At 60.9% G+C, this 26,942-nt stretch carries 23 protein-coding genes and 1 pseudogene; 11 read left to right on the top strand and 13 right to left on the bottom strand.

Annotated elements, in window-relative coordinates:
- Positions 1–54 precede the first annotated feature (54 nt).
- Positions 55–1,344, top strand: a complete 1,290-nt coding sequence (locus ACORLH_RS07560; RefSeq protein WP_321832048.1) for an O-acetylhomoserine aminocarboxypropyltransferase/cysteine synthase family protein — start codon at positions 55–57, stop codon at positions 1,342–1,344.
- Positions 1,345–1,414: 70 nt separating this feature from the next.
- Here ACORLH_RS07560 and ACORLH_RS07555 read toward each other — a convergent pair whose 3' ends face one another.
- Positions 1,415–2,110, bottom strand: coding sequence for an SIMPL domain-containing protein (locus ACORLH_RS07555; protein ID WP_321832047.1), 696 nt, complete (start codon positions 2,108–2,110; stop codon positions 1,415–1,417).
- Positions 2,111–2,273: 163 nt separating this feature from the next.
- On the opposite strand from ACORLH_RS07555, the gene ACORLH_RS07550 reads away from it, so the two are divergent.
- The gene (locus ACORLH_RS07550) at positions 2,274–5,531 is read left to right on the top strand and encodes a hypothetical protein (RefSeq protein ID WP_321832046.1); all 3,258 of its coding nucleotides are present in this window, start codon (positions 2,274–2,276) and stop codon (positions 5,529–5,531) included.
- 8 nt (positions 5,532–5,539) lie between these two features.
- Here ACORLH_RS07550 and ACORLH_RS07545 read toward each other — a convergent pair whose 3' ends face one another.
- Positions 5,540–5,911, bottom strand: a complete 372-nt coding sequence (locus tag ACORLH_RS07545) for a helix-turn-helix domain-containing protein (RefSeq protein WP_321832044.1) — start codon at positions 5,909–5,911, stop codon at positions 5,540–5,542.
- 94 nt (positions 5,912–6,005) lie between these two features.
- On the opposite strand from ACORLH_RS07545, the gene ACORLH_RS07540 reads away from it, so the two are divergent.
- Positions 6,006–7,025 carry a zinc-binding alcohol dehydrogenase family protein gene (locus tag ACORLH_RS07540; protein WP_321832043.1) on the top strand — a complete coding sequence of 340 codons (1,020 nt, stop codon included), beginning with the start codon at positions 6,006–6,008 and terminating at the stop codon, positions 7,023–7,025.
- Between the two features lie 159 nt (positions 7,026–7,184).
- On the opposite strand, the gene hppD is transcribed toward ACORLH_RS07540, so the two are convergent.
- Positions 7,185–8,282 carry a 4-hydroxyphenylpyruvate dioxygenase gene (gene hppD / locus ACORLH_RS07535; protein WP_321832042.1) on the bottom strand — a complete coding sequence of 366 codons (1,098 nt, stop codon included), beginning with the start codon at positions 8,280–8,282 and terminating at the stop codon, positions 7,185–7,187.
- A 151-nt stretch (positions 8,283–8,433) separates the two neighbouring features.
- On the opposite strand from hppD, the gene ACORLH_RS07530 reads away from it, so the two are divergent.
- Together ACORLH_RS07530 and ACORLH_RS07525 are read left to right on the top strand one after the other, a co-directional pair.
- Positions 8,434–8,889: an Lrp/AsnC family transcriptional regulator gene (locus tag ACORLH_RS07530; protein WP_058244222.1), complete on the top strand. Its 456-nt coding sequence runs from the start codon at positions 8,434–8,436 to the stop codon at positions 8,887–8,889.
- A gap of 65 nt (positions 8,890–8,954) precedes the next feature.
- Positions 8,955–10,826, top strand: coding sequence for a monovalent cation:proton antiporter-2 (CPA2) family protein (locus ACORLH_RS07525; RefSeq protein WP_321832041.1), 1,872 nt, complete (start codon positions 8,955–8,957; stop codon positions 10,824–10,826).
- Positions 10,827–10,895: 69 nt separating this feature from the next.
- Here ACORLH_RS07525 and cobT read toward each other — a convergent pair whose 3' ends face one another.
- Positions 10,896–11,909: a nicotinate-nucleotide--dimethylbenzimidazole phosphoribosyltransferase gene (gene cobT, locus ACORLH_RS07520; protein ID WP_321832040.1), complete on the bottom strand. Its 1,014-nt coding sequence runs from the start codon at positions 11,907–11,909 to the stop codon at positions 10,896–10,898.
- A gap of 71 nt (positions 11,910–11,980) precedes the next feature.
- On the opposite strand from cobT, the gene cobS reads away from it, so the two are divergent.
- On the top strand, positions 11,981–12,748 hold the full coding sequence (gene cobS, locus ACORLH_RS07515; protein ID WP_321832039.1) for an adenosylcobinamide-GDP ribazoletransferase: 768 nt from the start codon (positions 11,981–11,983) through the stop codon (positions 12,746–12,748).
- Positions 12,749–12,823: 75 nt separating this feature from the next.
- Here the strand turns inward: cobS and ACORLH_RS07510 are convergent, their stop codons facing one another.
- From ACORLH_RS07510 to ACORLH_RS07490, 5 genes are all read right to left on the bottom strand, one after another.
- Positions 12,824–13,333 (bottom strand): CarD family transcriptional regulator, encoded by a 510-nt coding sequence (locus ACORLH_RS07510; RefSeq protein ID WP_058244226.1) that lies wholly within the window; start codon positions 13,331–13,333, stop codon positions 12,824–12,826.
- A gap of 302 nt (positions 13,334–13,635) precedes the next feature.
- A complete protein-coding gene (gene fdxA / locus ACORLH_RS07505; RefSeq protein WP_321832038.1) occupies positions 13,636–13,974 on the bottom strand; it encodes a ferredoxin FdxA in 339 nt (112 codons plus the stop codon).
- Positions 13,975–14,013: 39 nt separating this feature from the next.
- Positions 14,014–14,412: an RNA-binding S4 domain-containing protein gene (locus tag ACORLH_RS07500; protein WP_058244228.1), complete on the bottom strand. Its 399-nt coding sequence runs from the start codon at positions 14,410–14,412 to the stop codon at positions 14,014–14,016.
- Between the two features lie 54 nt (positions 14,413–14,466).
- Positions 14,467–17,319 carry a helicase-related protein gene (locus ACORLH_RS07495; RefSeq protein ID WP_321832035.1) on the bottom strand — a complete coding sequence of 951 codons (2,853 nt, stop codon included), beginning with the start codon at positions 17,317–17,319 and terminating at the stop codon, positions 14,467–14,469.
- 18 nt (positions 17,320–17,337) lie between these two features.
- On the bottom strand, positions 17,338–17,898 hold the full coding sequence (locus ACORLH_RS07490) for a tetratricopeptide repeat protein (RefSeq protein ID WP_321832034.1): 561 nt from the start codon (positions 17,896–17,898) through the stop codon (positions 17,338–17,340).
- A 109-nt stretch (positions 17,899–18,007) separates the two neighbouring features.
- Between ACORLH_RS07490 and ACORLH_RS07485 the strand changes: the two genes are divergently transcribed.
- The 4 genes from ACORLH_RS07485 to ACORLH_RS07470 all read left to right on the top strand — a co-directional run bounded on the left by ACORLH_RS07485 (position 18,008) and on the right by ACORLH_RS07470 (position 21,995).
- Complete coding sequence (locus tag ACORLH_RS07485; RefSeq protein ID WP_321832032.1) at positions 18,008–18,298, top strand: SCP2 sterol-binding domain-containing protein; 291 nt, start codon at positions 18,008–18,010, stop codon at positions 18,296–18,298.
- A gap of 32 nt (positions 18,299–18,330) precedes the next feature.
- The gene (locus tag ACORLH_RS07480) at positions 18,331–19,302 is read left to right on the top strand and encodes an alpha/beta hydrolase (RefSeq protein ID WP_321832031.1); all 972 of its coding nucleotides are present in this window, start codon (positions 18,331–18,333) and stop codon (positions 19,300–19,302) included.
- 113 nt (positions 19,303–19,415) lie between these two features.
- Complete coding sequence (locus tag ACORLH_RS07475) at positions 19,416–21,236, top strand: M3 family oligoendopeptidase (RefSeq protein ID WP_321832030.1); 1,821 nt, start codon at positions 19,416–19,418, stop codon at positions 21,234–21,236.
- A 291-nt stretch (positions 21,237–21,527) separates the two neighbouring features.
- A complete protein-coding gene (locus tag ACORLH_RS07470) occupies positions 21,528–21,995 on the top strand; it encodes a YHS domain-containing (seleno)protein (protein WP_321832029.1) in 468 nt (155 codons plus the stop codon).
- On the opposite strand, the gene ACORLH_RS07465 is transcribed toward ACORLH_RS07470, so the two are convergent.
- The 3 genes and pseudogenes from ACORLH_RS07465 to ACORLH_RS07455 form a co-directional block, all read right to left on the bottom strand.
- Complete coding sequence (locus ACORLH_RS07465) at positions 21,992–23,524, bottom strand: ATP-binding cassette domain-containing protein (RefSeq protein ID WP_321832028.1); 1,533 nt, start codon at positions 23,522–23,524, stop codon at positions 21,992–21,994. The two genes, ACORLH_RS07470 and ACORLH_RS07465, sit on opposite strands and share 4 nt — an antisense overlap.
- A gap of 278 nt (positions 23,525–23,802) precedes the next feature.
- A pseudogene (locus ACORLH_RS07460) lies at positions 23,803–24,075 on the bottom strand (DksA/TraR family C4-type zinc finger protein).
- 102 nt (positions 24,076–24,177) lie between these two features.
- Positions 24,178–24,495, bottom strand: a complete 318-nt coding sequence (locus tag ACORLH_RS07455) for a DUF4389 domain-containing protein (RefSeq protein WP_058244237.1) — start codon at positions 24,493–24,495, stop codon at positions 24,178–24,180.
- A gap of 156 nt (positions 24,496–24,651) precedes the next feature.
- Here ACORLH_RS07455 and ACORLH_RS07450 point away from each other — a divergent pair, with 156 nt between their 5' ends.
- Positions 24,652–25,830: a dipeptidase gene (locus ACORLH_RS07450; protein WP_321832026.1), complete on the top strand. Its 1,179-nt coding sequence runs from the start codon at positions 24,652–24,654 to the stop codon at positions 25,828–25,830.
- Between the two features lie 86 nt (positions 25,831–25,916).
- On the opposite strand, the gene ACORLH_RS07445 is transcribed toward ACORLH_RS07450, so the two are convergent.
- Positions 25,917–26,885: a Gfo/Idh/MocA family oxidoreductase gene (locus tag ACORLH_RS07445; protein WP_321832024.1), complete on the bottom strand. Its 969-nt coding sequence runs from the start codon at positions 26,883–26,885 to the stop codon at positions 25,917–25,919.
- Positions 26,886–26,942: the final 57 nt, after the last annotated feature.

The raw sequence follows: 26,942 nt of genomic DNA, 5'->3' as shown, positions 1-26,942 counted from the left end.
TTTGTCAACAAAACCAACATTTGTTCCAACAGAGTTCTTAAGGAGGAACCCCGCATGACCGACGCCCCGAACTATGGCTTCGACACGCTGCAAATCCACGCAGGCGCCCGCCCCGATCCGGCCACCGGTGCCCGCCAGACCCCGATCTATCAGTCCACCGCCTATGTGTTCCGCGATGCAGACCACGCGGCCGCGCTGTTTAACCTGCAAGAGGTGGGTTACATCTACTCGCGTCTGACCAACCCGACCGTGGCGGTTCTGCAGGAACGTGTGGCCACGCTGGAAGGCGGCGCCGGCGCGGTTTGCTGCTCGTCGGGCCACGCAGCCCAGATCATGGCGCTGTTCCCGCTGATGCAGCCGGGCAATAACGTGGTTGTCTCGACCCGTCTTTATGGTGGCTCGATCACCCAGTTCAGTCAGACCATCAAACGGTTCGGCTGGTCGGCCAAGTTTGTTGATTTCGAAGATCTGGCCGCGGTTGAGGCCGCTGTGGATGACGACACCCGCGCGATTTTCTGTGAATCGGTCGCGAACCCCGGCGGCTATGTGACCGACCTGCCGTCGATCTCGGCCATTGCCGACAAGGTTGGCCTGCCGCTGATCGTTGATAACACCTCGGCCACGCCCTACCTCTGCCGCCCGATCGAACACGGCGCGACACTGGTGGTGCATTCGATGACCAAATACCTGACCGGCAACGGTTCGGTCACCGGCGGCGTGGTTGTCGACTCGGGCAAGTTTGACTGGTCTGCCAGCGACAAGTTCCCGTCCCTGTCCGCGCCGGAGCCCGCCTATCACGGCCTGAAGTTCCATGAGACCTTTGGACCGCTGGCCTTCACCTTCCACGGCATCGCCATTGGTCTGCGTGACCTCGGCATGACGCTGAACCCGCAGGCGGCGCATTACACGCTGATGGGGATCGAGACCCTGTCGCTGCGGATGGAGCGTCACTGCGAAAACGCCCAGAAGATCGCAGGTTGGCTGGAAGGCAACGACCACGTTGAGGCCGTCACCTACGCGGGCCTCGACAGCTCACCCTATAAAGCGCGCGGCGAAAAGATCTGCCCGAAAGGCACCGGTGGCCTGTTCACCGTAGCGCTGAAAGGCGGCTACGATTCCTGCGTCAAGTTCGTCGACAGCCTGAACCTATTCAGCCATGTCGCCAACCTTGGCGATGCACGCTCATTGGTGATCCACCCGGCCTCCACCACCCACCGCCAGCTGACCGAAGAACAGCAGGTCGCAGCAGGTGCTGGCCCGAATGTGGTGCGGATCTCCATCGGGATCGAAAACGCCGAAGATCTGATTGCAGATCTGGAACAGGCGCTGGCCGCATCGGCCTAAACGCCGAGCATAACGCAATAAAAAGGCCGGGGATTTCCCCGGCCTTTTTATTACGCGCAGCGCATTGCACTTACTTCAGTTCCAGCACCACGGTGACCTGCTGGTTCAGGCTCAATTCCCCTGCTTCAACGGCCATATCCGACCCAACCGCCATTTCCATCCGCATCATCGGCATTGGCATATCGTGGCCGCCCGCCTCTGAGATGGAGACGACATTGCCCAGCTCAACACCCGCGGCTTCGGCATAAAGGGCTGCCTTGGCCAGTGCATCTTTCACCGCTGCCTGACGGGCCTGATCCTGCGCCGGGCGTGGCTCTGACAGGCCAAAACTCAGCCCACCAAAGTTATTCGCCCCATCCTGCAGCACCGCTGTCAGCACCGGACCCAGCTGATCCAGATCGCGCACCTGCACCCGCAGGGAATTTGACGCACGATAGCCTTCGATCCGCGGCTGGTTGTTGCGGTCATAGTTTTCCACCTGATGCAGCGACAGGTTTGAGGTCTGCATATCGGCCTCAGCGATCCCCATCATCTTCAGCCGGCTGACCACAGCCTGCGACTCCTGGGCGGTCTGCATCATGGCGATTTCCGGCGTGTCGGCGACGTGCTGCACGCCCAGCGAAATCGTTGCCATGTCGGGCGTCGCGGCAACGACACCTTCACCTGTCACCGTGATGTGGCGCACCATGTCCGCCCAGCCCGCTGCCGGCACCGCCATCATCGCTGCGACCATCGCGGGCGCCACCATTTTGTGCAACAACTTCATTTATCCCTCCTTCAAAGGTTTCTCCCCTAGAGGTGTCTCTTTGGCACAGCGCCTGCAAGGGGGAGTGTGACGGCTCCCTTCCCCTCGGCAAGAAGCTGCTTTATTCTTGGTTTGGGGCGCAAAGGGGGTCCCTTTGCGAAGTGGAGGATGCTAGAGCGAACTCATGAAGCCGAGTTTTGCATTATCGCTTTCGTTTGAAGGCATTGACCTGTTGCACCGGGCCGATGATGGCTGGCGTGCTGTGGGTCGTGTGGCCTTTGAGGATGAGGATCTAGGCGCGGCTTTGACAGGCCTGCGCGAACAGGCGCTGTTGCTCAGCCCGGAGGGGATCACCAGCAAACTAATCCTGCCCGAAGACCAGATCAAATATGTCAGCGTGCCTGTGGGCAAAGCGCCCGCCGCGGAACATGAGAGCCTGGCCCATGCGGCGATTGAGGGCACAACCCCCTATGCGCTGGCGGATCTTGCGATTGACTGGCAGTTGAACGGCCCGGTTCTGGAGGTTGCCGCCGTTGCGCGCGAAACCCTGGCCGAGGCCGAGGCTTTCGCCCATGAACATCAGTTCAACCCGGTGAGTTTTGTTGCCCAGCCCGCAGGTGCCTACCCGGGCGAGCCCTTCTTTGGCGGCACCCATGCGGCAACAGAATTGTTTGGTGGCCGGGTTGAGCCGGATGAAGACGCGGTTGCCGTCATTGGCCCCGCCAAGTTTCCAACACCCCCAGCGCCGGAACCAGAGGTCAGCGAACCGGTGCCGGAACCCGAAGTGATTGCCGCGCCCGCGCTGGAAACCATTGCGCCCCCTGCCATTGACGAAGCCCCTGCAGAGGTCGCCGTAGAGTCACCCCAGCCTGAGGTCACCCCAGCGCCCGTTGCAGAGCAGCCAGCGCCAGCGGTGCCAGAGCCAGCGCCCGTTTCGGCACCCGAACCAACACCTGAACCGACTCCGGCCCCAACACCGGCCCCAACACCTGAGCCGATTGAGGCGATCACCGCCCCGGCGGTGGAGGTGATTGATCAGCCCGTTGATTACGCGCAGATGGCCGCCAGCATCGAAGATGAGCTGAGCCCGGCCATCCCGTTGACCCCGGAAGAACTGGAATTGATCGAAGCCGCCGAAGCGCGCGGCAACGTCGAAGGCCCGGAAGACGCCGCTGAGATCCCCCGCGATCTGGAAGAGTTGCAGCATGACCTCTTTACCGCGCCTCAGGCTGAGGCGCCCGCAGAGCCTGCACTGCCAGATCCTGAGGATATTCTGGCGGTAGACGCCCCAGCCATTGCAGACAAACCTGTGGAAGACACACCCGCCGCGCTGCCGCCAATGTTTGGCAGCAGCCGGGCCAAGGCGGCGCAGATTGAAACACCCGCAGGTGAAGCGACCGCGAAAGCAGAAGCCAACAGCGCCCTCTCCTTTGCCAGTGTACGCGCCCGTCGCGGCGCCACTGACGAAGACACAGGCAAAGCCGCGCCGCGCCTTGATGGGGCCAGCCGCACCAGCCCAGAGGTCAACGGTGTGCGCAAACTGACGCTGCGCCCGGACAAGGCCGCAGCCACGCCCGCAGAGGCAGGCACCGGCGCGCCAGCCCTGGACGCCGATGTCAACGCCCCAACAGTGCCCCCAATCAGCGATGAGGTTGCACCCGCGGCGAACGGGGCCGCCTCATCTGGCGGCGACATCAGCGAAGACGCCGAAGCGCAGCTCTTGGATGCTGCGGCCAGTCTGACGCCTACGATCGTAGAGACCGAGATCCCCCCCGCCCCTGCCGAGGATGATGCGACAGAGGCTGAGGTGGAGGTGCCCGCGCCGGGCAAAGCGCCGTCGCGCCGCGCCAAGCGGCAGCAGGAGGCGCGCAAAGAAAAGCAGCAGATGACCGTCTTCGGCGCACGTAAGAGTGAGCAAGAGGTTGTAGTTGGCGGCAAGCCACGGTTCCTGGGGCTGATCCTGACCGCGTTGTTGCTGTTGTTCCTGGTCGGCATGGCTGCCTGGGCCTCCCTGGGCGAAGAAGGCATCGCCGGTCTATTCCGCAACTCAGACCCTGCCACCACTGCTGAGGTGCTGCAGGCCGAGGCGGAGCAAGAGGCGGCCCCGGCAGAAGATCTTGCCGCGGCAACAGCCCCGGAGACGGCCCCGGAAACTACGCCCGCGCCAGCAGCAGACCAGCCCGTTGCGACGCTTGTTCCCCAAGAGGCAGAAACCCCGCTGGCAGAAGTAGAGCTGCCTGCGGTCGAAGGTGCGGCGGTAGAAGCGGCCCCCGATACATCCGAAGTCGCTTCGCTGTCGCCCGAATTGCAATACGAACCCGAAGCGCCCGCCGCCCCTGATGCGGCCACCAGCGCGCTGACCGATCCCGCCCTGGTCGAAGGGGATGAGGCGTTGACCGCGCTTGATCCTGAACTGCAGGCGGAACCCGAGGTTACTGAAACGGCACCCGCCCCTGAGCTAAGCACTGCGGAACGCTATGCTGTCTCAGGTGTCTGGCAGGATGCCCCGTCCCAGCCCTCCGCCCCGGCAACGGCGGGTCTGTATGACCTTTATATCGCGTCGATTGACCCGGCTGTACCCTCCTTTGACGCTGTGGCGCTGCCGGATGAGGCGCGGGTGCAATCTGACACCACGCCGCCGCAACAAAGCTCCCCCGCCGCTGCGGGCACTGAATTTACGTTTGACCAGCGTGGTCTGGTCACGGCCAGCCCTGAGGGAACGATGACCCCGGATGGCATCCTGATCTTTTCGGGCCGCCCGCCGGTCCTGCCGAACAGCTTCCCAGCCCGCACCGTTGTTGCGCTCGAAGGCATCAGCGAGGCGGAGCTGCTGCGCCGTTCAAAAATCCGGCCTAAGGCGCGGCCGGAAGATCTGATCGAATCCAACGAACGCAGCGTGCTTGGCGGTCGCACCCGCACCGAATTGGCGCAGCTGCGCCCCAAAGCACGCCCGGACAACCTGCGCACCGCCGCAAACAGCAACACCGATGACGGCGACCGCCTTACCCTGCTGAACAGCGCCTCAGCACCGCTGGTGGATCTGTCGGGCGAAACCCGCGACGCGATCAACGAGGCGGTGGCCCAATCGGTTGGCGCCACATCGCTGCGCCCGATGGCGCGTCCCAGCAACCTGAATACGTCAAACACCGAAAGCGTGCAGGTGGCCGCCGCAGTGCGTGTGCAGCCGCAGCTGCCCACCTCGGCCTCAGTCGCGCGGCAGGCGACGGTGAAAAACCAGCTGAACCTGAAAAAGATCAACCTGATCGGGGTTTCTGGCCAGCCCAGCAACCGCAGCGCCCTCGTCCGGCTGGCGTCGGGCCGGTACAAGAAGGTGAACGTGGGCGATCGACTAGATGGCGGGCGCGTGGCCTCCATCAGCGAAGGCGAGCTGCGCTACACCAAATCCGGCCGCACCATCACGTTGAAGATGCCGCGCGGCTAAGCCCGCCCTTACGCCTCAGTGTTGGGCGGCACCTTGCGATGGGCACTGCCCCAGGCGTGCAGCGCCATCACCACCTCGCGCAGCGCTTGCCCCTTCTCGGTCAGGGAATATTCCACCTTTGGCGGCACCACAGCGTAAACCTCCCGGTGCAGGATGCCGTCGGCCTCCAACTCACGCAGCTGCTTGGTCAGGCTGCGTTGCGTCACATTCCCCACCCGGCGCAGCATTTCATTAAAGCGCAGGGTCTCATCTAGCAGATGGTAGATGATCAGCCCTTTCCACTTGCCCGCAATCTGCTCCAACGCCGCCTCAACCGGGCAGCCGTCATTGCAGCCATAGTCGGCAAAACGCTGGGTGCTCTGCTGTTCTATAGTATCCATATTGTGCCTATAGGCTAAAATAGTGCGTACTTGTTCGCATTGTGTCTACTCCTTCATATGGCAGGTGAATCAGCTTTGTCAAAAGGAGAGCCCCATGAAAGCGATCGGCTACACCGCTGCAGGCCCAATCGATGCACCACAGCCCCTGCAGGATTTCACCGCCCCCCGGCCTGAGGCACAGGGCCATGACCTGCTGGTCAAGGTTCAGGCGATCTCGGTCAATCCGGTTGATTATAAGATCCGTCAGAGCCGCGCACCGGAAGGGGACAGCCCCGCCATTCTGGGCTGGGACGCCGTGGGTGAGGTTGTTGAGACGGGCGAATTGGTCACCAGCTACCAGCCCGGCGATACCGTCTGGTATGCCGGCGCCATTGATCGCCCCGGCACCAACGCCGAATACCATCTGGTTGATGAACGCATCACCGGCCGCGCGCCAACATCGATCCCTGCGGCCGCAGCGGCAGCCCTGCCCCTGACCACCCTGACGGCGCATGAGATGTTGTTTGACCGGCTGCGGGTCGCCGATCCTGTGCCCGGCGCGGCACCGGCTGTGGTGATCATCGGCGGCGCAGGTGGTGTTGGTTCCATCGCGATCCAGCTGTTGCGGGCGCTGACAGATCTGACGGTGATCGCAACCGCCTCACGGCCGGAAACACAGGAGTGGGTGAAATCCCTTGGCGCCCATCACGTGTTGGACCATCGCCAGCCGCTGGCCCCGCAGATCGCTGCCTTGGGGATTGGCGCCCTGGGCTATGTCTTCTCCACCAATCAGACCCATGCCTATATCGAACAGGCCGCTGAGTTTCTGGCGCCCCAGGGTCGCTTTGGGCTGATCGATGACCCTGAGCATCTGGACGTCCGCCCCTTCAAGCTCAAGTCGATTTCGACCCATTGGGAGGTGATGTACACCCGGTCGCTTTTCGGTACAGCGGACATCACCCGCCAGCGGGACATCCTGAACGATGTTGCCGGGCTGATTGACAGCGGCAAGGTGAGGTCCACCGCGACCGAGGCGATGGGCGAGATCAACGCCGCCAACCTGATCCGCGCCCATAAGCTGCTGGAGACCAACACCGCCAAAGGCAAAATCGTGCTGGAAGGGTTTGGCACCTGACGCCCAACGGCTGAAACGAAAAAACCCAGCCGCACGAGGAAAGCCGTGCGGCTGGGCCGATGCCAGGGGTGGAGCCCCGGCAGAAAGATGGGCCGGGCAGTTAACCTGCCGCGCGCCCTCCCCGTCTGACCGTCTTATGCGGTCTTCACCGGTAAGGGCTTACTCAGCCGCTTGGATTTCACCGTTTTCGATCTGCTCACGCTCAATCGATTCAAACAGCGCTTTGAAGTTGCCCTCGCCGAAGCCATCATCGCCTTTACGCTGGATGAATTCGAAGAAGATCGGACCAATCACGGTTTTGGAGAAGATCTGCAGCAGGATCTTGGTCTCACCACCATCCACAACACCTTCGCCATCGATCAGGATGCCGTGTTTCTTCATGCGCTCTATCGGCTCGGTATGGCCGACCACACGTTCGTGGCTGAGGTCATAATAGGCGTTCGGCGGTGCCGGCATGAACTTGATGCCATTTTCCGAGATTGCGTCGGTCGAGGCGTAGATGTCTTCGGAACCAACAGCGATGTGCTGGATGCCTTCGCCTTTGTACTTCTTCAGATAGGCCACGATCTGGCCGGTTTCGCCGCGGTCTTCGTTGATCGGAATACGGATCCGGCCACAGGGTGAGGTCAGCGCGCGGCTGAGCAGGCCGGTGTATTTGCCTTCAATGTCAAAGAAGCGGATTTCACGGAAGTTGAACAGATCGCCGTAGAACTTGAACCACTTGTCCATGTTGCCTTTGAACACGTTGTGGGTCAGGTGATCGAGGTAGTAGAAGCCCACACCTTCCGGCTTGGAGGTGCCCAGCCAGTCGAAATCAGCGTTATAGGGCGACTGGTCGTGGCTTTCGTCGGTGAAATAGATCAGCGAACCGCCGATGCCTTTGATCGCGGGCCAGGCCAGGGTTTTGTCATCCGCGTCATAGGGTTCTGCACCCATTTTGACGGCGTGGTCATAGGCATGCTGCGCATCCACAACGCGCCAGCCCATCGACGGGGCGCAGGGGCCGTGCTCTTCGACAAAGCGGCTGGCGAAGCTACCCGGTTCATCATTCAGGATATAGGTCACATCCCCCTGCTGCCACAGTTCGATGTTCTTGGTCTTGTGTTTGGCGACCTTGACGTAGCCCATCTTGGCGAACAGCTCACGCAGTTCTTCCGCATTGGGGTGGGCGAATTCTACGAATTCGAAACCGTCGGTACCGGCGGGGTTTTCGGGGCTGATTACGGCCTTGGGGGCCATGTGCGGGAACGGACCCATGGGTGCCTCCTGAGTGTTGGTTACTTGCTATGTTAAGTATGCCGCAAAAGATGTGGGAATTTTGCGCATTTTACGCTGGCGAAAGCGGTTGCCATGCGGGATCTACGCACTATCTAGGTGGAAAACGTCAATTTGACGCACGAGAGGCATCATGCTGGACGACACCGACAAACGGCTGCTGGCCGCGCTGCAACAAAACAGCCATCTAACGACTCAGGAACTGTCAGACATGCTGAACCTTTCGGCCTCTCAGGCCGGGCGGCGACGCCAACGCCTGGAGGCCGAAGGCTATATCCGCAACTACACGGCCCGGTTGGATCCGGCGCGGCTGGGTCTGAGTGTGCAGGCCTTTGTGCAGGTGCAGCTTGGCACCCATGGACCGGATCAAAGCCAAAGCTTTGCCCGGCTGGTGAACCTGCGCCCCGAAATCACCAGCGCCTGGACCCTCACCGGCGATGCCGACTACCTGCTGCGGGTCTATTGCGAAGACCTTTCTGCCCTCAACAGCCTGATCCATGAGGTGCTGCTGCGCCACGAAGCTGTTAGCCGGGTGCAAAGCCAGATTGTGATGGATCAGTTCAAGCAAGACGCGCCGCTGCCAACCTGACATAGTGGGCCACACAGCTACCTGACCCCAACTGCCTGCAAAGGCGCAAAAAATCGCCGGAGACCATGCAAGAGTTTCTCTTTTCCGCTTCTATCTATCTGATTGCCGCCGTGATCGCCGTGCCGCTGGCCGCGCGTTTGGGGCTGGGATCTGTTCTGGGCTACCTCAGCGCCGGGATCGTGATTGGCCCCGTTCTGGGGCTGGTCGGCTCTGAAACGCAGGATCTGCAACACTTCGCTGAATTTGGCGTGGTGATGATGCTGTTCCTGATCGGGTTGGAACTGGACCCAAGGGCGCTCTGGGCGATGCGGCACCGGCTGATCGGGCTGGGCGGCTTGCAAATCACCCTGACCATGGCCGCGATGACTGCGCTGTCGATGGCATTGGGGCTGGAATGGAAACCCGCGCTGGCGGTTGGGATGATCTTCGCGCTCTCCTCCACCGCGATTGTGCTGCAAACCCTATCCGAGAAGGGGCTGATGCAGACAAACGGCGGGCGCTCCACCTTCTCGGTTTTGCTGACACAGGATATCGCGGTGATCCCGATGCTGGCGCTGCTACCGCTACTGGCAATGTCACCCTCGGGGCCAACACCCGGGGGCGGCAGTGATGGCCATGCAGGCGCACCGGGCGGCATGTCACTGGTGGAAGGGCTACCGGGCTGGGGGGTGACGCTGGTAACGCTTGGTGCCGTCGCGGCGGTCATTCTGGCGGGGATCTTCCTGACCCGGCCACTGTTTGCCTTCATCCACCATGCCCGTCTGCGGGAAATGTACACAGCCTTGGCCCTGCTGATCGTTCTGGGGATCGCCGCCATCATGACCGCTGTGGGCCTGTCGCCGGCGCTTGGCACGTTCCTGGCGGGTGTGGTGCTGGCCAACTCGGAATTCCGTCATGAGCTGGAAAGCGACATCGAACCCTTCAAAGGGCTGCTGCTTGGGCTGTTCTTCATCACCGTTGGGGCGGGTATCGATTTCAATACCTTCTTCAGCGCACCGATGGATCTGATTGGCCTGACGCTGACCGTTCTGCTGATCAAAGGCGCGATCCTTTACCTGCTGAGCCATATCTTCAACATCAAAGGCCGGGCACGGTGGCTGTTCACCCTGTCACTGGCGCAGGCCGGTGAGTTTGGCTTTGTCCTGCTGTCGTTTTCCCGCCAACAGAACGTGCTGCCCGGCCCATTGACCGATACGCTGTCGCTGGTGGTGGCTCTGTCGATGCTGGCAACCCCGCTGCTGTTCATCATCTATGACCTCCTGTCCAAAACCATGAAGGACAGCGACACCTTCGAAGAAGATGAGATCGACGAACATGGCCCTGTCATCATTGCAGGCATTGGCCGTTTTGGTCAGATCGTGAACCGTCTGGTGCAATCCAGCGGCTTCAAAACCGTGGTTCTGGACAATGACATGGGCACCATCCAGCTGATGCGCCAATTTGGCTTCAAAGGCTTCTTTGGCGATCCCTCCCGGCCTGAGCTGCTGCATGCCGCCGGCCTGAAGGAGGCCAGCGTTCTGGCCGTCACCTTGGATGATCGCGCGGCCGCCACACGGCTGGTTGGCTTCGCCCGACGTGAACGCCCGGATCTGCACATCATCGCCCGCGCCCGCGACCGCACTCATGTTTTTGAACTCTACCAGGCTGGGGCCAATGACATCGTGCGCGAAACCTTCGACAGCAGCCTGCGGGCCGGACGTTACGTGTTGGAGAACATCGGCCTCAGCGAATATGAGGCCGCCGAAGCCGAACGGGTCTTTTTCCAGCACGACCGGATGGCGATCCGCGAATTGGCGCAGGTCTGGGATCCCAACACGCCCTCGGCCCAGAACAAGGCCTATGTGGCCCGGGCCCGTGAGTTGGAGAAGGAATTGGAAACGGCCCTGTCGACCCAGCTGGAAACCCGGCGCGAAGACAAAGACAGCGACGAAGCATAATGAACAAAGGGGGCCAAGCGGCCCCCTTTTTGATGCGTGTTATGTGTGGTCTTTTGCCCGGCCAGGCCGTTAGCCGTCAGACACCCCAGCCTCAGCAAAGGTGGCCATGCCTGAATGGCAGGCAATCGCGCCCTGCAGCACGCCAATCGCTAGTGCCGCACCGGACCCTTCGCCCAGGCGCAGACCAAGCGCCAGCAATGGCTCCTTGCCCAGTTGCTCCAACAGTTTGCCATGGGCCGCTTCGGCGCTGACATGACCTGCAACAGCGTGATCCATTGCTTTGGCGTTCACCGCTTTCAAGGTTGCGGCAGCAGCGCAGCAGATGAAACCATCCAGCAGCATCGGAATACGCTCCACCCGCGCCCGCGCCATTGCGCCCGCCATCGCGGCCAGCTCACGCCCGCCAAGACGGCGCAACATTTCCAGCCCATCGCCCTGACCGCCATGCAGCGCCACGGCTTCTGCGACGACGCGGGTTTTGTTTTCAAGCCCGGCATCATCAACCCCGGTGCCACGCCCGGTCCAATCAGCAGCCTCACCGCCATAAAGCGCGTTACAGATCGCTGCGGCGGAGGTGGAGTTGCCGATGCCCATTTCTCCGGTGATCAGCAGATCCGCGTTCGGGTTCACAGCGTCCCATCCGGTCTGCAGCGCCTCAAGCAGCTCAGACTCACTCATCGCAGGCGCTTGGGTGAAATCGGCAGTTGGCGTCTCCAGCGACAGCGCATGCACGGCCATCTGAGCGCCAAATGTGCGCGACAGCTGATTGATCGCCGCCCCGCCATGCTGGAAGTTCAAAACCATCTGTTCGGTCACTTCCGCCGGGAAGGCAGAGACCCCCTGCGCCATCACGCCGTGGTTGCCTGCAAAGATCAGAACCTGCGGAAAACGCAGCTTGGGTTTGGCATTGCCCTGCCAGCTGGCAAACCAAATGGCCAAATCCTCCAGACGGCCCAAAGCGCCCGGTGGTTTGGTCAACTGCCCGTTGCGCGCACTGGCGGCAACCTGCGCCGAGAGGTCCGCAGACGCGGCGGTTGACAGAATTTGACGAAACTCGTCAAGTGATTGAAAACTTTGACTCATGACTTCCCCAAGCCCCTCTCCCATCCTTGCCTGAGTGTTTACCCGAATGTTAACCGTGGGCAAGCAGCAGAATGAGACTTCAAATGTATGAAAACGACAAACGCCGATATGAATACCGTGATATTGCGGTGTCTCTCGCCCTGCTGACAAGGCTACCTATACCTTTGAAGAGGGATAGTTTTACCAGAGGTGCACGTGCCGCATGGGCCTATCCACTCGTAGGTGTTGTGATAAGTTTCATTCTAGCAACCTTATCGGGATTTTTGCTGTGGCTGGGCCTCGAATCTGGCGCCGTTGCCTTGGTGATTCTCGCCACCTCCGTTGTGCTGACCGGCGCCATGCACGAAGACGGTCTGGCCGATTGTGCCGACGGGTTTTGGGGCGGCTGGGAGAAGGACCGGCGGCTGGAGATCATGAAGGACAGTCAGATCGGCAGCTACGGGGTGATCGCGCTGGTGCTGTCCCTGGCAGCCCGCTGGTGGGCGCTGAGCCTGTTGCTGGATCAAGGCGCCTACGCCGCGCTGATCGCGGTTCCTGTGGTCAGCCGCGCTGCCATGCCCGTTGTGATGGCGGCGCTGCCCCACGCCCGCGCCACCGGTCTGAGCCATGCACAAGGTCGCCCAGACGCAACCGTGGCCGCCAGCGCCGCCGGCATCGGCTTTGTGATCGCTGTGCTGATGCTGGGTTGGTCAGCCTTTTCGGTGGCCATCCTGGCCGCACTAACCATCGCGGCCGTGATCGCCATCGCGCGAGCCAAGATTGGCGGGCAAACCGGCGATGTGCTGGGGGCAACGCAGCAACTGGTCGAGGTTGTGCTGCTGATCTCGCTTTTCGGCTAATCCCTAACCTGCATCAAAAAACCGCGCCGGTTAGGGCGCGGTTTTCTGTAATCCGTCACTGATGACATCGCAGGTTTAGGCTGCGCGCGACACCAGAACTTCGTCCACCTTCTTGGCGGCGGCCACTTCGTCGCTGCCCGATACGGCGGCAACTTCGCGGGTCAGACGCTCCAGCGCAGCTTCATAAAGCTGACGCTCGGAATAGCTCTGCTCGCGCTGATCGTCGGTGCGGTGCAGGTCACGCACCACTTCGGCAATCGCAATCAAATCACCCGAATTGATCTTCTGTTCATATTCCTGGGCACGGCGCGACCACATCGCCCGTTTGACCTTGGCTTTGCCCTTCAGGGTTTTCATCGCCTGCGACACCACATCCGGGCTCGACAGCGAACGCATCCCAATTTCGGTGGCCTTGTTGGTCGGCACGCGCAGGGTCATCTTGTCTTTCTCAAAGGAGATCACAAAGAGCTCCAGCTTGATGCCGGCAATCTCTTGTTCCTCGATCGAGACGATCTGACCAACGCCATGCGCCGGGTAAACCACGTAATCGTTCGGGCTGAATTCAGACTTCTTCGCTTTGCTCATGCAATCCTTCTCCGCAAGGACCGCCCAACACCCGGCGACAAAAAGACCGGGCGAGGTACGTAAATACGCTCGTCAGTCGGTGATTGTCACAAAGATTTCATCCGCTGGTTTGCAAAAGGCGCGGATAAACGTCAGGCAGTCTTCGTCATGTCCTTGTCATATAGCACATTTTGGGGCGTCTCGAAAGCACCCCAAAAGAGACGAAAGGGGAATCTAGGGCAGAATCCCTGCCGATTCTCCTATCTTTTACCTTTTGGACCAGTTTTCCGCCCGAATCGGGCGAATCACTGATTCCCTACAGATCAGCTGCCCTCACCTGGTGCTTCGGAGAAATACTTCTCCAGCTTGTTGGGCTCGCCATCCTTTTCCTCATACCCCGGCATCGGATCCTTTTTCTCAAGGATGACCGGCCAGATTTCCGCATATTTGCGGTTAAACTCGACCCACTGTTCCATCTCCGGCTCAGTGTCGGGGCGGATGGCATCAGCCGGGCATTCAGGTTCACAGACGCCACAGTCGATGCATTCATCAGGGTGGATGACCAGAGTGTTCTCACCCTCATAGAAACAGTCAACCGGACACACTTCGACACAGTCGGTGTATTTGCAGGCGATGCAATTGTCGGTGACGACGTAGGTCATGGCAGTCTCTCTGGCTTTTGGCTTGGCGACTTAGCTAATTCACTGTGCCGGATCATTCAAGCCTCGCTGGCGATCAAGGTCTATCATTCGCCGGTCGCGTTTTGTGGGGCGTCCTTTGCCCTCAAAACGGGGTCCGCGTGGAACCTTCTCCTGCGGTTCCGTCAAATCCGTGTACAGTGTTTGGGCCTCTGGGGCCGGGCCACGGCGTTCGCCGATGGCTTCAATCCGCACAACGCGAATCTGGTTCCCTTGGGGAAAGGTCAAAACATCCCCGGGCTTTACCGAATGTGCAGGCTTTGCAGCCTTGTCAGAGTTGACCCGCACATGCCCTGCCGAAACCATCTTCGAGGCCAGCCCGCGCGTCTTGTAAAAACGCGCGTGCCAGAGCCACTTATCAAGCCGTTGCTTCGGCCCGTGTTGCGAAGCGGTTTCGGTCAAAAGACACCTCTGCGGGACAACCCCAGTCTTTGGGCCCATAATGGGCCAGAGCGATCAGCCCTTTTTCAGCCCCATCAGCGCTGCTGCGAAGGGGTTATCGGGATCGATCGCCTTTTCCTTCTTCGGCGGACGGGCCTCATAGGATTTGGCGCCTTTCGGGCCACCACGGCCTTTGCCGTCGCCACGGGGTTTGCCACCTTTGCCGCGCGGCTTACCGCCGCCTTTGCGCTCACCACGCTCGCCGCCGCGTTCATTGCGGTCCCCACGGCCACGGCCACGGTTGCCACCCTGATTGCGACGTCCGCCCCAAGCGAAGGTAAAGAATACCTCCATCTCAGGCTCAGCGGCCTCATCAGACTTGGTTTCTTCAGTTGCAGCTTCTGCGACAGCGTCCTCAGCGGGGGCCTCTTCTGCAGGGGTTTCAGCCACAGCGTCTTCGGTAGGCGCTTCAGCAGCTTCTGCGGCGGGGGCTTCGCCCTCGGCTGCAGCGTCAGCAGGTGCATCGGCGGCCACTGCGACAGGCGCGGCTTTCACCTTCACACGCTCACCGCGTTCGGCGGTGTAGCCCAGGCCCTGCATCAGGTCTGCAAACTGCTCCAGCGTCATACCGGTGATCGACAGCATGTCCGCTTTGGCCTCAAAGCCGCCACGGCTGTCTTCAACGCGCAGCATATCGGCCAGACGTTCCAGCATGTCGATGCGGATCGAACGTTCGCCAGCAGCGCGGTAGCCCGCCATCGCGTCATAACCTTCAGCAGCGCCTTTGTCGGTCGGTACAGTGACCAGACCGGGCGGCGGTGCTTCGGGGAAGATGTCGAGCCCTTTGGCCAGCGCCCAGAGCACCAGACGCAGACGGGTCGGCGCCGGTTTCAGCATCAGCGGCATGAAGATCGTGAACTGACCAAAACGCACGCCGTGTTTGCGCAGCGCGCCACGGGTGTCCTGATCCAGTGCCTTCACCTCATCGGCCACCTGCGCGCGCGGAATGACGCCAAGGTTTTCGACCATCTGGAAGGCAAAGCCACGGGCCAGCCCGTTCAGCTCTTCGTCCCGGCCCAGCGCCAGAAGCGGCTCAAACAGGGCGGCAATTTTGCGATCAATGAAATGCTGCAGGCGACGTTCAACCTTCTGCGCCACATCGGCACCAGCTTCGTCGTCAACAAAAGCGGTGACTGTCGGCTTCAGCGGATCAGCGCCCGCCACCAGCTTGCCCACCGCCTCGGTGCCCCACATCAGGCCACCCTGCTCAGTGAAATCAATTTCGGTATCGGGTGCATTGTAGAAGCGATCGGCGCGCAGCGAAAAATGCGGCGCCAGTGCCTGCAGGCTGGCCTGACGCAGCGTCTTGGCCTCCTGACCGCTTGCGTCTTTATCCTGACGGAAACGGAACCCTTCCAAACGACCGACGAATTCGCCTTCGACGGTCACTTCACCCTTATCATTTACTTCGGCCAAAAGGGCCTCCTTCTGCTTGAGCCGGCGCAAAAGCACGGATGTGCGCCGGTCCACAAATCTTTGGGTCAGACGCTCGTGCAGCGCATCCGACAATCGGTCTTCTACAGCGCGAGTCTCGCCGCGCCAATGACTTTCGTCATCTACCCAGCCGGATCTTTGTGCGACATAGGTCCACGTGCGGATAAATGAGAGACGTTTCGACAATGTGTCAATGTCGCCATCTGTCCTGTCGATCCGTTGCACCTGCCGGGCCAACCAGTCATTTGGCACCTTGCCCTTTTCATGCAGATAGCCAAAAACAGTTTCCAGAAGCTGCGCATGTTCGGCGTGGCTGATGCCCCGGAAGTCCGGCACGCGGCAGACATCCCACAGCAGTTTCACCGACGGCCCGTCAATGGCACGGGCGGCAATCTCGGCCACCTGCGACAGCGCTTTCAGCGCCAAGAGGTCATCGGCATCGCGCGAACGGATCAGCATTTCATGATCCGGCGCCGCCTCAAGCGAACGGATCAGCGCATCCGGTGTGCCAAACTGCAGCCGCGCGTTGCGCCAATGCAGCTTGCGCACCGGGGCAAACCGGTGATCCATGATCGCCTGCGCCACACCTTCGTCCAGCGGCTCGGCCTCACCGGTCACACCAAAGGTGCCGTCCGACATGCCGCGCCCTGCCCGGCCTGCGATCTGGGCCAGTTCATTGGGCATCAGCATGCGCATCCGACGGCCGTCAAATTTCACGGTTGAGGAAAAGGCGACATGGTTGATGTCCAAGTTCAACCCCATCCCGATGGCATCGGTTGCCACCAGATAGTCCACGTCCCCATTCTGGTAGAGTTCCACCTGCGCATTGCGGGTGCGCGGGCTAAGCGCCCCCATCACCACCGCAGCGCCGCCTTTCTGACGGCGGATCAATTCAGCAAAGGCGTAAACATCATCAACCGAAAACCCAACCACGGCTGCGCGGGGTTTCATGCGCGAGATTTTGCGCGAGCCGGTGTATTCCAGTTGGCTCATCCGTTCGCGGCGCATGAACTGCACACCCGGAACCAGCGCAGCAATCGCCGGCCGCATAGAATCAGAGCCAAGGAAGATGGTTTCCTGCAGCCCCCGTGAGCGCAGCAAACGGTCGGTGAAAACATGACCCCGTTCAGGATCAGCGCAGAGCTGAATTTCGTCAACGGCCAGGAAATCACAGCCCATGCCCTCTGGCATCGCCTCAACCGTGCAGACCCAATATTGCGCCCGGTCTGGCACAATCCGCTCTTCGCCGGTGACCAGCGCCACAACCGAAGGCCCGCGCGCCGCGACGATCTTGTCATAGACCTCACGCGCCAAAAGACGCAGCGGCAACCCAATCACACCTGTGCGATAGGCCAGCATCCGTTCGATGGCGTAGTGGGTTTTGCCGGTGTTGGTCGGCCCAAGGACCGCCGTTATCCGGGAATTCTGGGGCATGATCTGTCCCTGACGTCTTTACAGGCTTTGCCCTTGCACCTGAGGTGCGAGGCGTTCAACGGCTTCCGTTGCTTCCTCGTAATGCGGGTGAATGGTCAGCACAAGCCGATAGGCCTCCAGCGCCAGTTCGTGCTCTTCAAGTTGCTCAAGGGTCACGGCCAAACCAAACAGTGACTCGTACTGATTCGGGTTGAGCACCAGGACCTGCTGCAGGTCTGAAAGCGCCAGGCCGGGGCGATCCATGTGATGCCACAGCTGCGCCCTGAGCGCCCAGCCTTCGGCAAACTGCGGCGCATGGTCGGTCAGTGCGGTCAGGTGGTCGGCTGCTGTGTCGAACTCACCACGTTCAAGCGCCTCTTTCCCCCTTTTTAACAATAGGTTCATCGAGGCAGAGCCGGATTTAGACCACTCCAATTGCAGCTCCCGGCTCAGCTTGGTGGCCTCCACCGGGTCGGCCTGTTGCAGCCGCTCCAGCAGATCTGCAACAGCTGTATCCTCGCCTTTGACGGGTGACGTAAACAGCACTAACGTCATGATTGCCGCGACGATAGGCTTGGGGCTGATTAGAACTACGCTCATAGTGAGACAAGTTTAGACCGAAGCCGGGATTTGAACAGCCCCGGTGGACAAAGAATGGATCACAACATCCGGAACAGATTGCCGGATCCCAAAGCAGAGGAACACTTCCATGACCGATAAAGTTGCAGCAGCCGTTGAGGCCCTGAACGAAAAAATGGCAGGCGCTGACTTCTCCGGTTCGGCCAAGTTTGTCATCGAAGGCGAAGCATCGATCGTTGTTGACGGCGACGGCGCCCGTGCCAGCGACGAAGACACCGACGTTACCCTGACCGCAGATGCCGAAACCTTTGAGGCGATGCTGACCGGTGAAATGAACCCGACCTCCGCCTTCATGAGCGGCAAACTGACCATCGACGGTGACATGGGTCAGGCCATGGCACTGGCCACCGCATTTGCCTAACCGCAGCTAAACGCCAACGGAAAGCGACCCAAATGAAAAAAGCCCCCTTCTTTGCCGAGATCATCCAAGACTTCCCCAAGGCGGATGCCTGGTGGGTCACGGCAGAAGATGGGGTGCGCATCCGGGTCGCGGCCTGGCGTCCTGAGGCAGCAGAGCCCGCCAAAGGCACGGTTCTGCTGTTTCCGGGACGCACCGAGTATATTGAGAAATACGCCCCAACTGCGGGCGATTTCGCCAAAGCAGGCCTTGCCACACTGGCCATCGACTGGCGCGGACAGGGCATTGCGGACAGGCTGTTGGACAACCGGCTGATCGGCCATGTCGACAAATTCATGGATTTCCAGCACGACGTTCAGGCCGCGCTAAAGGCCGCGCGGAATCTGGACCTGCCAGAACCCTATTTCCTGCACGGGCATTCCATGGGCGGCTGCATTGGCCTGCGCGCCCTGCACGAAGGCCTGCCGGTTAAGGCCGCGTCCTTCTCCGGCCCGATGTGGGGCATACTGATTTCTGCCCCGCTGCGCCCGGTGGCCTGGTCCATTGGCTGGCTGAGCCGCCTTACTGGGTTTTCCGGCAAACTGGCCCCCAACACCAGCCTGACGCCCTATGTGCTGGAGGGCGACTTTGCCGACAACACGCTGACCCGGGATCGCACAATGTGGGATCTGATGGCGGCGCAACTCAACGCCCAGCCCGACCTGTCGCTTGGCGGTCCCAGCATCAACTGGCTTTATGAAGCGCTGTCAGAAATGCGCACCCTGTCGCAGATGCCCTCCCCCAGTCAGCCCTGCCTGACCTATCTGGGCGACAATGAACGCATCGTTGATCCGCAGCGGATCAAGGACCGTATGGCCGCCTGGCCAAACGGTGCGCTGAAGATCGTCACCAACAGTGAACACGAAGTGCTTATGGAAGACGAAGAGCGGCGAACCCAATTCGCCGCAGATATCGCAGCGCATTATCTGGCCGCGGTGGCCGACAGCACAGCGGAAGCCGCCGAATAAAGCCGAACAACAGCACCGCACCGCGCATTTTCCACCATGGAGGGCACCACGCCCCTTGAGGCATGTCGACCTGCGGCATATGTCTGTCCTTAACAGACCAAAAGAGGTGCCCCATGTTTCAACTGCCCTTCCCGCTTCGCGATGTGACCGCCGACACCGGCGCCAAGGATCTGGGGGACCTGCCCGAGTGGGATCTGACCGATCTCTACACCAGCCCCGATGCCCCTGAACTGCAGGCCGATCTGGACTGGCTGGAACAGGAATGCGCCGCCTTCGCCGCCGATTATGAAGGCAAGCTGGCCGATCTGGATGCAGCTGGCCTGCTGGAATGTGTGCAGCGTAACGAAAAGATCTCGACCAAGGCCGGCCGCGTCATGTCCTATGCGGGGCTGCGCTATTACCAGATGACGGTGGATGCGGATCGCGCCAAGTTCATGTCGGACTGCCAAGAAGCGATCACCAATTTAACCACGCCGCTGGTCTTCTATTCGCTGGAACTGAACCGGATCGACGATGACAAACTGGCCGCCATGCAGGCCGAAAACGCCGATCTGGCGCGCTACAAACCGGTGTTCGACCGCACCCGCGCGATGAAACCTTACCAGCTGTCCGATGAGCTGGAGAAATTCCTGCACGACCTTTCAGTCACCGCGGATGCCTGGGAAAAGCTGTTTGACGAAACCATTGCCGGTCTCGGCTTTGAGGTGGACGGTGAGCCGTACAATATCGAAGGCACCCTGAACTTCCTGACCGAACAGGACCGCAGCAAACGCGAAGCGGCGGCACGGGAACTGGCCACCGTCTTTGGCGCCAACATCAAAACCTTTGCGCGCGTCCACAACACGCTGGCCAAGGAAAAAGAGGTGGTGGACCGCTGGCGCACCATGCCCACCGCGCAGACCGCCCGCCACCTGTCCAACGATGTGGAGCCTGAGGTGGTTGAAGCCCTGCGCGACGCCGTGGTCAAAGCCTACCCCAAACTGAGCCACCGCTATTATGAGCTGAAGCGCAAATGGCTGGGTCTGGACCGGATGCAGGTCTGGGACCGCAACGCCCCGCTGCCGATGGAAAGCACCAAGGTTGTTGACTGGGAAGCCGCCACCAACACCGTCATGGAGGCTTACAACACCTTTGATCCGCGTATGGGTGAGATCGCCGATCCCTTCTTCACCAAGGGCTGGATTGATGCCGGTGTGAAACCCGGCAAAGCCCCCGGCGCCTTCGCCCACCCCACCGTGACCGAGGTGCACCCCTATGTGATGCTGAACTACCTTGGCAAACCGCGCGATGTGATGACACTGGCGCATGAGCTGGGTCATGGCGTGCATCAGGTGCTGGCAGCCGAACAGGGTGAAATGCTCTCCTCCACCCCGCTGACCCTGGCCGAAACCGCCTCAGTCTTTGGGGAAATGCTGACCTTCCGCAAGATGCTGGAAAAGGCCGAAACAAAAGAAGAGCGCAAGATCCTGCTGGCCGGTAAGGTTGAGGATATGATCAACACCGTGGTGCGTCAGATCGCGTTCTACGACTTTGAATGCAAACTGCACGCCGCGCGTCGTGAGGGGGAACTGACCCCGGATGACATCAACGATCTGTGGATGTCGGTGCAGGCCGAAAGCCTGGGTGACTCCTTTGACTTCATGGAAGGCTATGAAACCTTCTGGGCCTATATCCCGCACTTCGTGCATTCGCCCTTCTACGTCTACGCCTATGCCTTCGGCGACGGGTTGGTGAACGCGCTTTACGCGGTCTATGAAGAAAACCCCGAGGGCTTCCAGGACAAGTATTTTGACCTGCTAAAAGCAGGCGGATCCAAGCACCACAAGGAACTGCTGGCCCCCTTCGGCCTGGACGCCAGCGACCCGACCTTCTGGGACAAGGGCCTCAGCATGATTTCCGGCATGATTGATGAGCTGGAAGCGATGGAGGACTGATCCCCCCGATCCACACCTTAATGACAGGCCGCCTAGGGACACCTTTTTGGGATACCTCGGCGGCCTGTTTTATTTGACGGCGGCGCCTGCCGCTACCGTCGCGCAGTGAGTATTTTTGGATCATTGAAAGGCAGGGGGGAGACTGACTGGCCGTGGCGCGGTGCCACTGGGCTGGGTCATCTGTAACATTGCCGCCTAGCGGCTAACGTCCTGTCACAGCACCGTGAGGGCTGTAGCGCGGGGCTGAAACCTCCTCCACATTGGGATCAACCGAACCGGAGGAGACTTAAGATGCCCAGCCAACTGACCCGTCGCCACATCCTGCTAACCCTGCCCGCCGCAGCCGCCGCGCTCAGCCTGCCGAGCCTTGCCAGCGCCGCGACGCCGAAGATCTACACCGAAGACGGCATAGCCGTGGATGGATCGGATGTGGTGGCCTATTTCACCGACAACAAGCCTGTGATGGGCCGCAAGGACATCACCCATGACTGGATGGGCGCCACCTGGCGGTTTGCATCGGAGGCCAACCGCGCCGCCTTCGCCGCCGATCCCGCGGCCTATGCACCGCAGTTTGGTGGCTATTGCGCCTATGCTGTCGCAAATGGCGCCACCGCCCCCACTGTGCCCGAGGCCTGGCGTATTGTGGACGGCAAGCTGTATCTGAACTTCTCCAAAGGGGTGCAGAAGCGCTGGCTTGAGGATGTGCCGGGCAACATCGCCAAAGCCAACGCAAACTGGCCCGCTGTATTGGACCGCTAAGCCTCCAGCTGCATCTGGCTGGCAAAGAAGGCTTCGGGGTCTGCCACCTCCTGCAGATGGGCAGTGGTGCCGCGCGGCGTGATCTGCCAGAACCGGGTGCCGATGTTGCGCACAAAGGCGCGGTCGTGGCTGACGATCAGGGCGGTGGTGCCCTCGGCCTGCAGTTCGACCTCCAAGGCTTCCTGCCCTTCAATGTCCAGATGGTTGGTCGGCTCATCCAGAACGTAGAAGTTCGGCTGTTTCAGACGCAACAGCAACATCGCCAGCCGCGCCCGCTGTCCGCCTGACAAGGTTGACAAGGCGCGGTCCTGCATCTGATGCGCCATGCCGGCCCCGGCCAGCACCATCCGGGCAGACCGATCACCAATGTCGGAACTGCTCAGCACCGCCTCCATCGGGGTTTTGAAGGGGGCAAGCTGGCTGAGATCCTGGGTGGAGACGCCCGGCACCGCCGAAGGCACCACCCGGATCTGCGCATCCTGCCCGGTCAATGCGGTGATCACCCGTCTGACCAGCGTCGTTTTCCCAGCTCCGTTGCCGCCCAGCAAAACCACCCGGTCACCCCGGTTGATCCAGAGCTGCGGGACCTTGAACAAAAGCGCCCCATCGGGCCGCAAAACCTCAGTGGGATCCAGCGTGACCAAGGCCTTGTTATGGGTGCTGGAACTGTCGAGGCGGATCCGCCCGGCGCTACGGTCTTGCTGGGCGGGGCGCGCTGCCTCTTCCAGCCTGTCCGCCCGGGCGGTCAGCTGTTTGGTCTTGGTCAGCAACAGGTCCGAGCCCGAGTTGATCCCAGTGTTTTTCAGCTTCGCCGCCTGGCGCCGCAACTGGCCCGCTTTGGCCATGTCATTTTCAAACTGGCGCGCCTGGGCCGCGTCATGTTCCACCAGCGCAGCGCGCGCGGCGCCATAGGACAGCGCATACTGTGGGGACCCTTCTGGGCGCAGGAACAGGCTGCGATTGCAGGTCGCTTCCAGAAAGGCGCGGTCATGGCTGACGATCACACAGGCCACCTGCCGGGCCACTGTGGCCAGCCAGTCCTGTAGGATGCCGATCCGCTGCAGATCCAGATGGTTGGTCGGCTCATCCATCAGCAAGACATCGGGCTCTGCGATCCAGGCCCGCGCCAACAGCGCCACCCGTTGCCAGCCGCCGGACAGCGTGGTCATCGGCTGGTGCCACAACCCATAAGGCACCTGCAGATCTGCCAAAACCACATCCACCCGCCAGCTTTCGTGTTCGGCCAGATCAGTGTCCAGCGCCCCCAGCACCACGTCATAAAGGCTGAGGGGCAACAGATCGTCAGGCACATGCTGCGGCACCAGGGCTGGGCGCAGGCCACGGGCGGTGGTGCGCTCCCCCTCGGTGGGGTCCAGCGTGCCTGACAGCAGCGACAGCAAGGTGGATTTACCGCGCCCGTTGGCGGCGATCACACCCAGGCGGTCACCTTTGTTCAGCGTGAGTGAGAGGTCGCGAAACAGAGGATCCGCGAAAATGACAGCGGTTTTGTTCAGGGAAATCAGGGACATTTGTGAAGTCTTTCATGCACAGGGTGACAGCACATCGGCTGCCGATTAGGGCAAATCGAAAGACATGGCGCCGGCTAGGTTTGCAAGTGATCCGGCGGAATGCTGTCTCTGATCAGCCCTGCAAACGGATCTGCAGGGCATCAACCGGTCCGCGGGTTCGATCGTGATAACGTTTGATATGCATCCGACCCTCCCTCATTGACTGGTCTTGTTCTCAATCACTACCGCGACGCTAGCGGGCCTCCGCCCAAGGGTCAAGCCGCAGCGAAACGGTGGCGTTACTTCAGCTGGCTGTCTTTGGAGCCGCGGCGGTTGATGCCGCCGCGCTGCTTGAAGGCGCCATCACGTTCCTCCTGACAGTCGATGCACAGTTTCACCCCGGGGCGCGCCAGACGGCGGGCTTCGGGGATTTCCTCTTCACACTCGGCACAATGGGTCAGGCTGTCACCCTGAGGCTCCGCCCGAACCGCTTTCATGCGGGCCAGTTCATCCTTGATCGAGGCTTCGATCTGCTCTTCCACTGCGCCATCACGCGCTCAGCCACCAGCCATATTCACCTCCGTAACACTGAGAACTATGTGGTCGCGGGTTAGCCTGATTACAAATCGGCCCGATGAGGCGGATCAGGCCAGCCCTGCCCTGCTCAGTCCAGCTCAGTCCAATTCGGTCCAGGGCCAGGGTTTGTCTTCGCTATCCGCCGTGATGTAGCGGGTCGCCTTGGCGAACCAGATGCCGATATCGGTGCCAAAACCTGCAATCCGTTCATTGCGCCGTTTGCCATTGGTCAACAGGATCCCCGCCTGCAGCAGCGCCAGAACCCCAATCACGGTTGAGGCAAAGCCCATCATCACCCAGATCACAACGGAATACAGGATTCGTGCGCCCGGGCTTTCCACCACCACCAGCGATCGCGGCTCGGGCCGTGGTTCACGGTCCGGCATGACCTCATCAAATTCGTTAGGATCCGCCATGATCTTCCCTCAATCTCTCTGTCTTACATCTCTGTCTCAGATCAACGCCGCCCCGGCGCTGTTGGTTCGGCGCTATCATAACGTGAAGCCTACGCAAGGTAACCCTTGGTGTCACGCAGGCCTGTGCCTACCCTGACCCGCAAACGGGAGGGATCAATGTTTAAATGGATTAAAAGGCTGTTCATCACAGCCCTCGTCTTGGCGGTGATTGCTTTTGCCGGCTTCGTCACCTTTGCACAGGCCTATGTGGCCAAACAAAGGAACGGTGTCATCGCCCATGATCCATACCCGGTCTCAGACGCGGCAGCCGAACTGCATGCCAGCCTGCTGGTGGGCGATTGGCATGCCGATCCGCTGCTGTGGAAACGCGACCTGACAGAACGCGGCACCTATGGCCAGGTCGACCTGCCCCGCCTGCGCGAAGGCAATGTGGGCATGCAGGTCTTTACCGCGGTGACAAAATCGCCCTCAGGCCAGAACTACGAACAGAACTCGGCCGAGGCGTTTGACAACATCACCCTTCTTGCTGTGGGTCAGCTGTGGCCGATGCGGACCTGGGACAGCCTGCTGCAGCGGGCGATCTATCAGGCTGACAAGCTGGCCGGCTTTGAAGCCAAGGCACCGGATCACCTGAAAATCGTCCGCTCCCTCGCGGATCTGGAAGAGGTGATTGCCGCCCGCCAGAACGGATCGCAGGTGACCGCAGGCATCCTTGGCATCGAAGGTGCGCATGCGCTGGAAGGTGACATTGCCAATATGGATGCGCTGGAGGATGCGGGCTACCGGCTGATCGGGCTGCACCACTTCTTTGACAATGAGTTGGGCGGATCGCTGCATGGGATCAGCAACGCAGGCCTCAACGAGTTTGGCACCGCCGTTGTGAGTGAGGCCGCCAAACGCGGCATGGTGATTGATGTGGCCCACTCCAGCCCTGCCGTGGCCCGCGACGTGCTGGCGCTGGTCGACCAGCCGATTGTGGTCAGCCACTCGGGCCTGCATGGCTATTGCCCGGTCAAACGCAACTACCAGGACAGCCTGATGAAAGCGATCGCCGACAAGGGGGGCGTCATCGGCATGGGGTATTGGACCGGCGCCGCCTGTGATGACATCACGCCAGCCGGCATTGCCAAGATGATCAAGGCCGCTGTGGAAACACTGGGGGAGGATCACGTGTCACTGGGGTCAGATTTCGACGGGTCGGTTGAGACCGCTTTTGACACCTCTGAGCTGGCCGCCCTGACCCACGCATTGATGCTGGCAGGTCTGAGTGAACCGCAGATCCGCAAGGTGATGGGGGACAACATGCTGCGGGTTCTGCGCGCCAGTCTGAAGTGAGCGCAAGCGGTTAGGCAACACGCCTCCGCGGGAGTATTTGGGGAACATTGAAAGGGGGCGCCAGATCAGAGGCGCCCCTTCTTCATTCAGACGGTAGCCAAAATTTGATCCAGCATCGCCTGGGTGCCGCGGGCCTGTTCCAGCGTCCAAGGGTACGGCGCCCCCTGCCGGATGGTGCGGCCAAAGTTCTGCACCTGCAGCACATATTGGTTCACGCCGGCAAAACGTTCCACCGTGGTGCTGCCGTCCGGGCGTTTGATATGCAGCTCCGCCTGATCAAAGACATTGGCGTTGAACGGGCAGGTCAGGGTCAGCAAAGCCTCCGTGCCGTGGAAATGCACCTCTTGCCGGTTCGCCATGCGGATGGAGGTGAAACCCTGATAGGTGAAGCCGGGGAAATCAAACCCAACATCGGCAAAGACATCGACGCCATGTTCCATCTGAACCCGCGCATGGCTCAGGCGTTCCGGTTCCTGTCCGGTGGCCCAGCGGGCGGAGCCGAGGGTGTAGACGCCAATATCACGCAGGCCACCGCCGCCCTTTTCCGCCTGATTGCGGATGTTGCCCTGATCCAGATTGCGGAAGGTGAAAGCCGCGTTGACATGGCACAGCTCACCCACTGTGCCATCTGCGACCAGTTCTTTCGCCCGCTGCCACTGCGGGTGATGCACGATCATATAGGCCTCAGCCGCCAGCAGACCCGTCTGATCCCGCACCGCGATCAGCCGGTCAATCTGGGCCACGTCCATGCCCACGGGCTTTTCACATAGGACGTGTTTACCAGCCTCCAGCGCCTTGATGGCCCAGTCCACATGCAGGTGATTTGGCAGCGGGATGTAAACCGCATCGATGTTGGGATCGCCCAGCAGGTCGTCATAGCTGGTGTGATGGGTGATCCCCGGCGCAAAAGCAGCAAATTCAGCGAATTTTTCCGCGCTGGAGGTCGCAAGCGCCGCGAGTTCCGCCCCTTCGGCAGCATGAATGGCCGGGGCCATATGTTGGCGGGCAAAACGGGCCGCGCCCAGAATGCCCCAGCGGACAGGTTGATCAGTCATGTTAGCGCTCCCGTGGATAGTGCCGCGACTTTACGAGCCGCAGCACCCGGAGGCAAG

This window comes from Thalassovita sp., assembly GCF_963691685.1.
Lineage (GTDB): Bacteria > Pseudomonadota > Alphaproteobacteria > Rhodobacterales > Rhodobacteraceae > Thalassobius.
Note: the sequence above shows the minus strand (reverse complement) of the source record. Positions and strands in the feature narration are given on the sequence as shown.